The organism is Actinomyces graevenitzii C83, from assembly GCF_000239695.1.
Taxonomy (GTDB): Bacteria; Actinomycetota; Actinomycetes; order Actinomycetales; family Actinomycetaceae; genus Actinomyces; species Actinomyces graevenitzii.
The window spans coordinates 165523-178865 of sequence record NZ_JH470338.1; the positions used below are offsets into that span (position 1 = coordinate 165523).

The 13343-nt window shown below is 60.4% G+C and carries 8 protein-coding genes and 2 pseudogenes; 2 read left to right on the plus strand and 8 right to left on the minus strand.

Annotated elements, in window-relative coordinates; translation table 11 throughout:
- Positions 1-3: 3 nt before the first annotated feature.
- The 7 genes from trpB to HMPREF0045_RS00775 form a co-directional block, all read right to left on the minus strand.
- Positions 4-2271, minus strand: a complete 2268-nt coding sequence (trpB, locus tag HMPREF0045_RS00745; RefSeq protein WP_005984555.1) for a tryptophan synthase subunit beta — start codon at positions 2269-2271, stop codon at positions 4-6.
- A 32-nt stretch (positions 2272-2303) separates the two neighbouring features.
- Positions 2304-3335: an anthranilate phosphoribosyltransferase gene (trpD, locus tag HMPREF0045_RS00750; protein ID WP_005984556.1), complete on the minus strand. Its 1032-nt coding sequence runs from the start codon at positions 3333-3335 to the stop codon at positions 2304-2306.
- A 101-nt stretch (positions 3336-3436) separates the two neighbouring features.
- Positions 3437-4087: an anthranilate synthase component II gene (locus tag HMPREF0045_RS00755; RefSeq protein WP_005984557.1), complete on the minus strand. Its 651-nt coding sequence runs from the start codon at positions 4085-4087 to the stop codon at positions 3437-3439.
- A gap of 3 nt (positions 4088-4090) precedes the next feature.
- Entirely contained in the window at positions 4091-5746 is a 1656-nt protein-coding gene (locus tag HMPREF0045_RS00760; protein WP_005984558.1) for an anthranilate synthase component 1, read from the minus strand.
- Positions 5747-6047: 301 nt separating this feature from the next.
- Positions 6048-6641, minus strand: coding sequence for a DJ-1 family glyoxalase III (locus tag HMPREF0045_RS00765; protein ID WP_005984559.1), 594 nt, complete (start codon positions 6639-6641; stop codon positions 6048-6050).
- 259 nt (positions 6642-6900) lie between these two features.
- Positions 6901-7383 carry a DUF4411 family protein gene (locus tag HMPREF0045_RS00770; protein WP_005984560.1) on the minus strand — a complete coding sequence of 161 codons (483 nt, stop codon included), beginning with the start codon at positions 7381-7383 and terminating at the stop codon, positions 6901-6903.
- 3 nt (positions 7384-7386) lie between these two features.
- Positions 7387-8520, minus strand: a complete 1134-nt coding sequence (locus tag HMPREF0045_RS00775; protein ID WP_005984562.1) for an ImmA/IrrE family metallo-endopeptidase — start codon at positions 8518-8520, stop codon at positions 7387-7389.
- A 908-nt stretch (positions 8521-9428) separates the two neighbouring features.
- Here HMPREF0045_RS00775 and HMPREF0045_RS11380 point away from each other — a divergent pair.
- Positions 9429-9564: pseudogene (locus HMPREF0045_RS11380) on the plus strand (transposase); the annotation flags it as partial.
- A gap of 269 nt (positions 9565-9833) precedes the next feature.
- Positions 9834-11498, plus strand: a complete 1665-nt coding sequence (locus tag HMPREF0045_RS00780; RefSeq protein ID WP_005984564.1) for a hypothetical protein — start codon at positions 9834-9836, stop codon at positions 11496-11498.
- A 123-nt stretch (positions 11499-11621) separates the two neighbouring features.
- Here HMPREF0045_RS00780 and HMPREF0045_RS00785 read toward each other — a convergent pair.
- Positions 11622-12758, minus strand: a pseudogene (locus HMPREF0045_RS00785) (class I tRNA ligase family protein); the annotation flags it as partial.
- Positions 12759-13343 lie beyond the last annotated feature (585 nt).

The following is a 13343-nucleotide window of genomic DNA, read 5'->3' on the forward strand; positions in this document are numbered from 1 at the left end:
GATTTACTCCTTGCCCTTAGCGGCGAACGCGGCATCTTGCTGGTGGGTGCGGTGGGTGCCGGTGCCCGCCTGACCGTTAGCAACCAGGTCAGCGGCCCGCGAGACGGCGCCGTCGGTGGAAAAAGAGCCACCTAGACGCTCACGGATCTGGTCCAGGTCCTTATCGCCGCGTCCGGACAGGCACACCAAAATGGTTTTCTGCGGGTCCCCACCTTCACGGCGGTTTTGCTCAGCCAGTTTCAGGGCGTAAGCCAGGGCGTGGGAGGATTCCATGGCGGGAATAATGCCCTCGTGGCGGCTAAGCAGCAAGAAAGCCTCAATAGCTTCCTCATCGGTGATACCCACATACTTGGCGCGGCCGCTTTGGGCCAGGTAGGCGTGCTGGGGGCCAACGCCGGGGTAGTCCAGGCCGGCTGAAACCGAGTAGGACTCTTCCACCTGGCCGTCATCGGTGCGCATCAGGAATGAACGCGCCCCGTGTAGCACCCCAACCTTGCCCTCATTGATGGGGGCGCCGTGGTGGTTGGTGTTTAGGCCCTCACCGGCAGGCTCGACGCCGTAAAGGGCCACTGCTTCGTCATCGATAAAGTCAGCAAACATGCCGATTGCGTTAGAGCCACCGCCCACGCAAGCCACCACCGCGTCAGGTAGGCGGCCAAGGCGCGCCAAAGTCTGGGCGCGTGCCTCGGTGGAAATAATGCGGTGGAATTCTCGCACCATGGTGGGGAAGGGGTGCGGGCCGGCAGCCGTACCCAGCAGGTAGTGGCTGGTGGCGAAAGTGGCAGTCCAGTCACGTAGAGCCTCGTTGACGGCGTCCTTAAGGGTGCCGCTACCAGCGGTTACGGGCACAACCTTAGCCCCCATCAGCTCCATACGCTCCACATTGGGGGCCTGGCGTACCACGTCGGTTGCGCCCATGTAAATGGTGCATTCGAGCCCCAGCAGCGCACACACCATGGCGGTAGCGGTGCCATGCTGGCCGGCGCCGGTCTCAGCAATCACGCGGGTTTTACCCATGCGCTTAGCCAGCAGGGCCTGTCCCAGAACCTGGTTACCCTTGTGAGCGCCGCCGTGCACCAGGTCTTCACGCTTAAGCAGGATGCGTGCGCCGCCGCCTAGTGGCAGGTTACGCAGCTGCGTAACCGGGGTGGGACGGCCCAGGTAGTTGTGCAGAAGATCGTTGATCTCAGCGATGAAGCTCGGGTCATCTACCGCCTCAAGGAAAGCCTGCTCAAGCTGGTCTAGGGCAGGAATCAGCAGCTCAGGCACATATTGGCCACCGAACTCGCCAAAGTAGGGGCTGATGCGGGTGTGCGCATCCGCGTCCAGGGTGCCCGCGCCAAGACGCTTAGAGGAGTAGGGCTGCCAGTCAATGGACTGGGCGTGGGCATCCAAACCAGCCGCGCCGGTGGTGGGCTGGCCAGCGGAAAGCTCCTGGGCGGCGGCGGCCGGGTCATCAGCGCCAGAAAGAGCCGATCCCACCAGCACCGCATCCACGTAGGGGGCCAGCAGTTCGACGTCGGCGCGCTCATGCACCCCAGACTCACCCACCAGCACCACGCCACGCGGGGCCAGGGGCGCCAAGGCGGCAGTGCGGTGCAGGTCAGTTTCCAAGGTACGCAGGTCACGGTTGTTAATGCCGATAATGCGGGCGCCTAGGCCGGCGGCGCGCTCCATCTGCTCAGCCTCATCAACCTCAGTGAGCACATCCAAACCCAGCTGGGCGGCCAGGGCCGCTAGCTGGGTGTAGGCCTGGTCATCTAGCACTGAGAGCATCAGCAAGATAGCGTCAGCGCCGTGGTGGCGGGCAGCAATCACCTGGATGGGGTCAATGATAAAGTCCTTATCCAGCACCGGCTGGCGCACAGCCTTAGACACGGCGGTCACATCAGCCAGGTCGCCGTTAAAACGGTCAGGCTCGGTCAGTACGCTGATGGCGGCGGCCACGGGCGCATAAGCCTGGGCCAAGGCGGCAGGGCTGTAACCATCAGAGACGATTGTGCCCAGGGTGGGGCTAGCGGCCTTGCACTCCATGATCAGGGCCGGGCCGCCGGCGCGCGGGTGCAGCTGGCCGTCCTCACCCAGGGTGCGGGTGCGCAGGGCGGCCTCAAAAGAACGCTGCGAACGCTCCATGGTGGCGGCGTCTAGATGCCCGTAGCGCTCATAAAGCTCAGGTAGGCGGGCTTTGCGGGCCTCTACCAGCGAGTCTAGGACGGTGCCGGTTTGCCGTAGACGATCGGCAATAGGTGTGCGTACTTGACGCTGACTCATTGATTTCCCTCTCTTAAATACGGCCCAGGCGCTTAGGCGCTTAGCTCACGTGCCTGCGTGACGATCTTATCTAGGTGGCTGGCTACCGTGCCGTTGGCGATAGCTTCCAGCGCGGTTTGTACACCCTGGGCGAGGGTGTCTGCCTTGCCGGTTACGTACAGTACGGCGGCGGCGCTGGCGGCGATGGCGTCGCGGTGAGCGGCTTGACCTGCGCCGTCGAACACAGCGCGAATTAGCTGGGCGTTAACGCTAGCGTCGCCACCAACCAGGTCAGCCACCGTGTAGGTGCCCAGTCCCAGCTGGGCGGGGGTGACCTCATAGGCGGTGATTTCCGCGCCGCGTAGCTCACGCACCTGGGTGGGGCCGTGCAGGGCGATCTCGTCTAGGCCCGAGCCGTGCACCACCAGGGCGTGGTCTAGGTTGGCGCTGGCCAGGGCGCTAGCCATGTCGTCTAGCAGGGCCGGGTTACCCACCCCAAGCACCTGGGCGCTGAGCGGGGCGGGGTTAACTAGCGGGCCGATCAGGTTGAAAACGGTGGGGTTTTTCAGGGCCGTGCGTACGGGCGCCACATAGCGCATAGCCGGGTGGTATTTCTGGGCGAACAGGAAGCAGAACCCGGTGCTTTCCAACAGCTGCACGCTGGCCTGGGGGGATAGATCCAGCGGAATACCTAGGGTTTCTACCAGGTCGGCGGCGCCTGAGCGGGAGGAGACAGCGCGGTTGCCGTGCTTAGCTACCTTCACCCCCAGGCTGGCGGCCACCAGCGCACTGGCGGTGGAGATGTTGATTGTGCCCGCGCGGTCACCGCCGGTGCCCACCACATCCACTAGGCCCGCCTGGCCCTTGGGGTAGGGGAAGTTCACGGCGGCGGCGCGGAAAGCCTGGGCGGCGGCGGCAATTTCCGCCGGGTCCTCGCCGCGTGCGTGCAAGGCGCCTAGGAAGGCGGCAATCTCAATCTCGTTAAACTCGCCGTTGGTGATGGCCGCAAATACTTCCACGGCTTGCTCTTGGCTCAGGACGACGCCGTTTAGCGCCTCACGTAGGGTGGCGGCGGCTTGGCTCATGGTTACTCCTTAAAAAATTGTTATTCAGCTTTTGGGGCGGCCACTCAAGCCTGGGTGCTTGAGCACCCGGTTTAAGCGGCCGGCGTTTAGCGGGTTGCCGCTTAGGCCTCTTGGGTTAAGAACGTGAACAGGGCACTGATTAGGGTGGGCCCGGCGGGGGTGAGGATAGATTCAGGGTGGAACTGCAAACCCACGGCGGGGGCGCTGGCGTGACGCAGGGCCATAACCACGTCGTCGCGCGAATGAGCCAAAGAAACCAGCTGCGCGGGAAGCTTGCGCGAGCCCAAAGAGTGGTAGCGGGCCACATCAATCCAGCCGTAAGGGGCCTGCTCGCCGCTGCGGGGCGCAATCACGCAGGGGGCCAGCGGGGCAAACTCGGCGCCAGCTTTAGTTACCAGCACCCGGTCGGTGCGCCCATGGGTTGGGCCCACCGGCGCCACCTGTCCGCCGCAAGCCTCCACCAAAGCCTGGTAACCCAAGCAAATCCCCAGGGTGGGGATGCGCTGCTCAAGGGCGTAGGTGGTTAGCTCCATTAGACACCCGGCTTCACGCGGGTGGCCCGGGCCGGGGGAGGTGATCAGCAGCGGGCGCTGGCCAGCGGCTGTCTCAGCCTCGGTGGGCTCCAGGGCGGCGGTGAGCACAGACATGGGGGTGGTGTTGCGGTAAACATCCACCTGGGCGCCGCGTGAAGTACACAGATCCACCAGGTTGTAGACGAATGAATCGCGGTTATCTAGGAAAACTACGCGCATGGCTCAGGCCTCCTTGCTAACTAGGTTGCGTTCAATACGCAGAGTTTTGCCTTGGGCGGCGGCAATTGCACGCAGCACGTTAGAGGCCTTGTGGGCGGTCTCGTCAGCTTCACGCTGAGGCACGGAATCGCTGACCACGCCCGCGCCAGCCTGCACAATTGCCTTGCCGCCGCGCGCGAAGGCTGAGCGGATCACAATGCAGGTGTCGAGTTCGCCGTCGCCACGCAGATAACCCACCGCGCCGCCGTAGGAGCCACGGCGGGTGCCCTCATATTGGCGGATCAGCTCGGCTGCGCGCAGTTTGGGGGCGCCGGTGAGCGTGCCCATGGTCATGGAGGCGCGGAAAGCATCTAGCGGGTGCAGGTCACTGGCCAGCTGCCCGGTAACCTCGCTGACCAGGTGCATTACTCGCGAGTAGCGGTCTACACGCAGCAGCTGGGTGACTTTGCGCGTGCCCGGGGCGCTGATGCGGGCCACGTCGTTGCGGGCCAGGTCTACCAGCATCACGTGCTCGGCTACTTCCTTGGCGTCGCTGCGTAGCTCCAGCTCCAGGCGGATGTCTAGCTCGTGGTCAATGCTGCCATCGGGGGCGAAGCCGCGTGGGCGGGTGCCGGCGATGGGGCGGATAGCCACCTGGCCGGTTTTGGCGCTGTGTAGCAGTGAGGACTCGGGGGAGGCCCCAAAGAGTTCAAAATCGTCGGTGGCGATATAGAACATGTAGGGGCTGGGGTCAGCATCGTGCAGGTAGCGGTAGGTTTGCAGGGGCTGGGGGCAGTCGATCACAAAGCCACGGCTGGGCACCACCTGGTAGGCGTCACCAATGGCGATATGCTGCTGCATTTTGGCCACCAGCTCGCAAAAGTCCGCGTCGCTCATGGTGGGGTAGGCGGTAATGGTGTCTTCAGCCGCCTGCTGGGTCGACGCCGCCAGGGTGGTTTGCTGGGCCGGTGCGGCTTGCTCTGCTGGGGCCGACGGCGCCTGGGCGGGCAGCTCATTAATGGCCGCCTCTAGCGCATCCATCTGCGCACTTAACTGGGCGGCGTCGAGCGAGGCACCAACTAGCTGGCAAGAGCCGCTGGGGTGATCCACCACCAAAATGATGCGGGCGTTAAAGAACAGGTAATCGGGGCAGGTGTTGGCGCCGTCGGCAACCGACGGCAGGGACTCGTAAGTGCCCAGATAATCAAAAGCCACCGCCCCGGCCACCAGCGGCAGGTGTGGGTGCGCCACCACCTGGTCAGTCAGGATCCGCAGTGGCTCCATGGTGGAGCGCTCACGCAGGCGGGCGTGCTCCTCAGCGCTATCTTCAGCCACGCTAGGCAGGTGCAAAACCAGCTCGCTGTCGCTTTGACGGGTGACGGCAGAGCTGAGGTACTGGGCCACAGCCTTAAGTGCCTGGGGGCCGTCGGTAGTGTCCAGGGCTTTAAGGGTGACGGTGTCGCCCGTGCAGGTGATCTGGGTGCTGGCAGCCAACACCGCGATAGTGGTCAGGTGCTGTTTTGAGGCAATATCAGCGCTTTCTAGTAGCACTGTGTTAGTGGGGCGAGAGCCGTCCTGGACAGTGTCAACCAAACCTAGCTGGGCTAGGTGGGCTAGTAGCGCGCCGCCGTCGGCATGGTATTTAACCGGGCGGGTGAAAACCGTTGGGGTATTAGCCATAACATTCCTTCTTGCCTGCGGCGAGCCGGAACGTAAAAGGCTCGCCGCGAGGGCGAGCCTTAAAACTTAAAACGCATCACGAAAGTGGCTCACCCGTTAAGGTAGCCACCACCAAGCGTGGGTCATGGATACGTTCTGCACGCGGTAAGCCTAGCATTCTTGGCGCTCAGGTAAAAACCTAAGTTTGTCAGGGCTATACCAGTGGTGGCGCTGAGCTGCGCCCATGGTGACGATCAGATGGTGAGGCTGGCACTGTGCGCACGGTGACGCTAGAGCTATACGCGCTGGCGCGGGGGAGGCGTTAGCGCTGGTAGACGATGCCCTGCTTGACGCGGGCCACCACCTGCTCGGCGTCGTCGCCCAAAAGCAAGCGGATAATCTCAAAACCCAGCTCAGTGGAGGTGCCCATGCCACGCGAAGTGATCAAGTTAGCATCACGCACCACCGCAGCCTCACTCATAAGCGCCCCACCTGCGGCAATAGCGTCCATGAAGCCGGGGTTGGCGGTAGCGTGGCGGGCCTGCAGAGCGCCATGCTCAGCCAGGATAGAAGGGGCGGCGCAGATAGCGGCTAGGGGCTGGCCTGCGGCGCTACGACGGCGCACCTCGTCAGTGACTAGGGCGCTGGCACCCAAGTTCAGCGTGCCCGGCATACCGCCAGGTAGGAACATTAGGGCGTAGCTGGCGAGGTCAACCTGGCTGGCCAGGGCGTCACAGCGCAAGTGAATGCCGTGGGAGGAGGTAACCTCAAGCGAATCAGAGATGGACAGCAGGTCAGCGCCAATACCGGCGCGGAACAGCACATCCACCACCGCCAGGCACTCGACCTCTTCAAGCCCATCGGCCACCATCACAGCAACGCGCTTATCAGTTACCACACTTGCAGGGGTAGGCATGGGAGCCTTCTTTCTATCTAGAGATTATGCCTAATGTGCAGTCTAATACCTGATCAGCCCCGCAGCCTGGAGGTGGGCTGGATCTTTTTGAAGCTTTGAGTGGCTATGAGGCTGATGTTAGGCGTTGGCTGGGATCTCCAGCTTGGGGAGAGAGGCCACTAGCTCCTGGGTGCGCATGGAGACAGTGACCAGGCGCTTGATCAGGTCCACGACCGCGTCGGGGCGGCCGCGCTCGACGCCTACTTCGACACCGGCGCAGCTAGATAGTCAGGCTCATTCCCCTGTCGCGAAGCATCATAAAGGGGTTGAGACACTCCACCCCGAGCGCGACACACGCGTCGGGAATTTTGATCCGTTTCTTCGCTCTTGGTGCTGACTTTTCGTGCGTGACGACCACCCACCCATTAGCCAGTGCATGCGCAACGATCCAGGAGTCCGCAACGCGTTGAAACTCGCTGACTGCTGGCGCCTCATAGTTGTCTTTTGCCCACTTCATAACCTGCTGATAGCGAGCCACCACGCGCGAGTCAGGAGCAATAAAGTGTTGTCTATTCTGCTTCGCCCAGTCCTTGAGAGGATCACCGTCGCCCGCCTCACCCAGTTCGTCGTACACCGACTTGATACTCACGGCGTGGTGAGAGTCGAATAGCTGAATGAGAAAGTCCCAATATCCGGGGGCCAGATCGAACGCATAGTATGCGTTTGCCGCATCAATGAAGACGTTCGTGTCCAGGACGTACATCGCTCACACCACCTGGAGACGTCTGGCCAGCTCGTCAAACACTTCCCGCTTATGACTACCGATCATGCGGAAACCCTCAGTGAAGCCCATGCGTCCCTCCAGGGTGGAGGTGACGATCGCGGTCGCGAGCGGTCGTCCGAGTCGCGTGGTGAGGGTGTTGTAATAGTTACCACCGCCAGTGTGGCGCTTCTCGCTCCCGTAGTCAGCGCGCACCTCCTCTAGAAGCGCACCGTAACGTTCCTCATCGATCCGGCGAGCCCCGTACAGTCTATGGAGTGCGACCTCAGCGGAAACACCAAAGCGACGCGCGGCTACCCGGTAGTCCTGCACAGATTGCGCCGCATCGAACGCTACCAAGGCATCGTCGGGTAGCAGCGCTAGCGCTGCGACACGGTTACACCATGCCTCCTCACTAGTGCCTCCGAGTAGATGGTCTCCACCAGAGAGAGCACTATGCCCTGCCAGCAAGTGAGCAAACTCGTGAACGAGCGTGAAATTCTGAGCGCCGTAGGACTCTCCGGCGAGATTGACAAAAATCAGGGGCGCGAGAACGTCGTAGAGGCAAAAACCACGGAACTCATCCGTAGACAAGGGCCGATGAGTATTGTTTCCGACGATCCCGCTCATCATCACAAGGACACCCACTTCCTCAAGTGCCTTGACAATGTCACGTCGCCATTGCTCCGGGGTGGTCGCTGTTATCTGATCAAGAAGCAGAAGCTCGCGAACACGGTGAGCAACCATGTGCGGATTATCCTGCGTGCTCACGGAACCGAGGAATGGAAGTTTCTGAGCCCCCTGTTCGCGAGCATAATCGTGATACCAGTCCTGGAATTGCTGGTAGCGGTCAATCGTATCGAGAAGATTCCCGGAAGGACGTTCGATAACCTTGCTTCCGCGGGTACGCATGTCTGCAATGGGAAGTGCCTCATCCGGCGGCTCGGGCATGATGAGCGCACCCAGGGACACATGCGTAAAGGATGCGAATTTCTCAAGCTCGCGGAGGCTTGGCAGGGCGTCCCCGCTCATCCAATCCCCGAGCTTCGGAAACTTTTTGACCGTTTCTTCGTATGAGCGGTCAGCGCGCTGGAGAGCCCACGCCAGCACAGATTGAGTGACAGCAACATGCGTGCTCACGGCGCACCTCCTCCGGGCATATTTTTATACCGCTATCGTACCGCGCCCCCTTGATGTTTCCGTCTCATCGCACAGTTTTCCACGCAACATCAACCTACGCGGTGCAAGCTGCTTCACAAATTAGCCCCTAGTTGCAGTCACGACGATCGTGGCGACGATGCCGCTGCGCGTGTAAAAGAGTTGTCGGCGCGAGCCTCAGGCCTGCGCCGACAATCTCAGCTCACGCCCGTGGGGCGAGGACAACGCGCTCGGCCAGCCAGTTCTTGTACACGGTGCCAGACCTGTCCGGGGCCAGGTCCACTCAAGCGGGCCGTGGGATGATCCTTCCCGCCAGTGGTCCACGATGCCAGTGAGCTCACGCGGGCCCCGGCGGCGTCGGTCTTGGTGGTATCACACGCCTCTCATCGACTCTGGGTACCCGCACGCCTGCGAAACGGGCGGGGCTCAGATGCGCCCGGGGTGCGCACACCTTCTCGCTATGCTCCAGGAATGTCACCGTCTGGCAGGTGCGTTCGCGGCATATCCAGCGTCGTATTGTGCCACCGGATCCTTGCCGGGACCCGGGCCCAAGGCGCGTCGATGACCTCCACCACCACGCGCCCGTGGCCTTGAGCGATTCACCCCACATCCTGGGTAGCCAGCACAGCGGTCACAGGACTCTATACCGAGCACCAGAGCGCATTCAGGCCGAGCGGAAGCAACCAGGTGGAAGCCCTCCAAGTCGACGAGCAGATCACACCGATCACAACGATCAAGCGACACAGAGCAGCAGGTAGGGTGAGACACCGCCCGAGGTCTTAGAAGACAGCGGGGGTAGAAGTCCGCTCATCATCAAGGACCTCGACCTCTACCCGCAACCCCCGACCAACACCCGCTCACCCACACTCAACTCTGAAGAGCCCCACTAGGCCTACTTCGACACAGCCGGAGCCAGCAACGGCCCCCACCAAAGCCATCAACGGAATTATCGAACTAGGCAGACGCACCGCCAGAGGCTACCGCAACCCCACCAACTACCAACTCCGAATGCTCCTCATCGCATGAGGCCTAGATGCCTCCATCCACACTCAACTCTGAAGAGCCGGTCAACTGCCAATGCTATTTCTATGTGTGCTGCACAGTTGGCAATTCTTGAGACTAAAGTCCCTACTTTATTCGGGCATTGGTGCCCAGGTGTTGCTGAGAGAGCGTCAGATAGTAGTGAGTCGAGGTCTGCAACTATGAAGGTATGTAATACTCATGGGTGCTAGATCAAATAGGTTGCGCCAGTCTCTCCTTGAGACTGTAGTTACTTTCTGCTGAGGGAATTTATTATGAGTTTGAATTCGGCTGTTCGTTCTGAGTCTTTTGATGAAAGTGTGAAAGCCTTGAGGCAGGATGCGGTCAAGGATTCATTCTTTGCAAATGGTGATGGTCCGTGGACTATCATTTATGATGAGTGGTTCATCAAATGTAGAGATAATGGCGGTCAGTTCATTGCTTTATCTCAACTGAATATGCGTGAAAGAGTGATACGAGATGTCGGTTGGGATGTTCGAAAGGGTGAGGGTATTCCAGGGTTTGTTGATCATGGGACAGAGGTAAGTTACTTCAAGTCTGGATCGCTTCCCGAATTCGAACCTTTGGTCGTGCTTCAGGAGTTCTTTGGTGTTGTCCCAGATGAGGTGAATATTTCCGAAGACTTTAGATTTCTGATGCGGTTGTGGCGTGATCCAAAATCGGGAAACTACTATGAGATTCAAGAAAGCGGTGACAAAGAACTTGCGATCAGAATCTCAGGTGAGAGGATTGAAGTTCGTACCCCACTCCTCAAGAGGTATTTGGCTGCGAGGCAGCTTGATGCTGTGTTGTACATTGACTCCAATGTGGGAGTGGACTATGACGGTGACCCTGCAGATCTAGCTGATCTTGATGAGGAAGCATTTTCGGTCGAAAACCTCACATGCTATTCTCGAAATGTCTGGCGGGACATGTCGCAGAGTGGTCGAATCTGGACGCGATTCTTGGCCAAGCGAATTATAAAGGCTCCGCCAAGGGAGAGGTGTAGGATATGGCCTTGGGACAAGGTTGCTGCCGATGAATATCCTGAGTTCATTATCTCCGAGGATGAGTATGGTGAGCCTGTCAGGTGGACCTGCAATCCCGACAGCCTTAGAAACTACTACGGCAAGAATCCCGATGCGCCTCACTATCTCACTCCAGTATTTTTTAAGCCGGAGGTCCTGAGTCGCTACTACGACAGTGATGACTATGAGGTCAGAGATGCATACCTTTCGTGTGGACAGCTGTGGGGAGTGAATCTCGATAATGGTTGCCTCGATTATGTCTCAGTGTTCTTGGGAGACATTGGTCGTGACATTCCACAAAGTCACTGGGATCACTGGAAAGCGTACAATATTGCACCGATAGGTCGCATGAGTGACGCGGCGATTCGGCGCTCATTCTTCAATCAGAGCGTCGAGAGTGGAAATCCGGAGCATCGTTTTAAGCGGGCGTATCGTGATCTGCAGGAGAAGTGGGAAGAGGCTTGGGGATGGCGTCTTCACCGTCGTGCTGAAGAGCTCGACGCGGGTGTTTTTTCTCGACTTCGTATTCCAGTGAATGAAACCGAAGCTGAGTTCCGGGCTCAGTCCCATAATCTCGCTCTCATTCTGGTTGACTTACTAAACGAGAAGAGTCTCATTCAAGGTATGGATAGAGTATCCGATGAACGAGGACTTGCTAAGCTGAAAAGATTTCTTGAGAACAATGAATATGAGTACGTCGACCGCGATATTTCGCTCTTGAAGAAGGTACAACAGATGCGATCACGCATCGCCGCGCACGCGTCTGGCAGCGGAGGGCGAGCATTTCTTGATAAGGAGCTCGGAGATCGTAGCCATCGAGAGTACTTTGTCGAACTCATCGAAGAATCCACTCAGATGCTTCTCGACCTGCAAAGGTTCGCAATGAGCCACGCATCTGCACTCGGCGGCTAAGAGTAGGTGGTCAGGTAGCGTCTGTCGAGGAACATGATGGAGATCGATGCTACCACTGATGCCAGCTTAACTGGGGGGGCCGCCCGTGGTTTCCCACGGGCGGCCCCCCCAGCAGCCTAACGCTCAGCCCTTGCGCTTAGCAGGAGCCTCGCCCAGCTCGAAGGATTCGACAGAGGCCTCGGTGGCCTCAGCGTCGTCGGAGGCGGCCACGGTCAGGGCACCCACAGCCTTGGATGCGGCCTCGAGGTCGCCCTTCACGGACTCCAGGGCCTCGACCTGAGCCTTCGGGGCGCGCACGGTCACCGCCAGGAATGGCGTACGCGGCGACACCTTCGCCTCGGACTTCACGCGACGCAGCGCGATCAGGGCAGAGGACGCGGCCTCGAGTACCGAGGGATCGCCCTGGGCATCCGCCAGATCCGAGGAAACCGGCCACGGGGCGGTGTGCACGGAGCCCTCGCGGTACCAGCTCCACACCTCTTCCGTCACGTACGGCAGGTAGGGGGCCAGCAGGCGTACAACGTTGTCGATGACGATCGCCAGAGCCGCACGGGCCGACGCGGCCGAGGCCTCGTCCCACGCGCCATCACGGTTGTAGGCGCGCTCCTTGACCAGCTCCAGGTAGTCGTCGCAGAACGTCCAGAAGAACGACTCCGTGACCTCGAGCGCGCGAGAGTGCTCGTAGGACGCCAGGGCGGCCGAGGCCTCGTCGATGACGGAGGCGAGCGCCGCCAGTACCGAACGATCCAGCGGCACCGTCACCAGCGCCGGATCCAGATCGATCGCTGCGCCCTCGCCGCCCATCGTGAGGGCGAACTTCGACGCGTTCAGCACCTTGATTGCCAGGCGGCGACCAATCTTCATCTGCTGCTCGTCGAACGCCGCATCCAGGCCCAGTCGAGCCGACGCCGCCCAGTAGCGCACGGCATCCGAACCGTACTTCTCCAGGATGCCCATGGGGGTCACGACGTTGCCCTTGGACTTGGACATCTTCTTGTGGTCCGAATCCAGGATCCAGCCCGACAGGCCCGCATGCTTCCACGGCAGCGCGCCGAACTCCAGGTCCGCGCGCACGACGGTGGAGAACAGCCACGTACGAATGATGTCCTGGCCCTGCGGGCGCAGATCCATCGGGTACGTGCGAGCGAACAGATCCTCGTCATCCAGCCAGCCACACGCCAGCTGCGGGGACAAGGAGGAGGTCGCCCACGTGTCCATGATGTCCAGCTCGCCCACGAAGCCGCCGGCCACGCCGCGCTGCCCGATGCGGTCCGAGGCCCAGCGAAGTGCGCGGAAGTAAGAGTCGTACAGGCTGTTCTTGTTTGCTCCGGTTGACTTAGCTGCGTAGGTGGCCGCGATGCGCTCGTCCAGGCGTGGGTACGCCAGGTTCTGGTTGTTATCATTCGTGCTGTTCTGACCCGACGAATACGGCGGATTCATGACGATCACCGTGATAGCCGACTCCTTCTCCGCCTTCGCGCGCTCGTTGTTGGCGGCCAGGCCCTCGAAGTCCTCGGTGATTGTTCCGTCGCCCTCGTGGAGCTGGAAGGTGTCCGTAAGTGTCATGCCCGGAAACTCAACATAACCCTCATCCATGCCCTGCTCCGTGCGCACCTGGTGGTACACCTGCTCAATATTGATAGAGGCAATATAGTAGGAGAGTAGCACCACCTCGTTGGCAAAAATCTCCTGCAAATACTTGCGCTCCAAAGCCTCAGGTGGAATCACACCCAATTGCAGCAGACGCGCCACAAATGTACCCGTGCCCACGAAGGGCTCGCAGACCGTATCGAAGTGGATGCAACACCATACGAGATGCGGTTGACGCAGATGGGGCAAAACCCG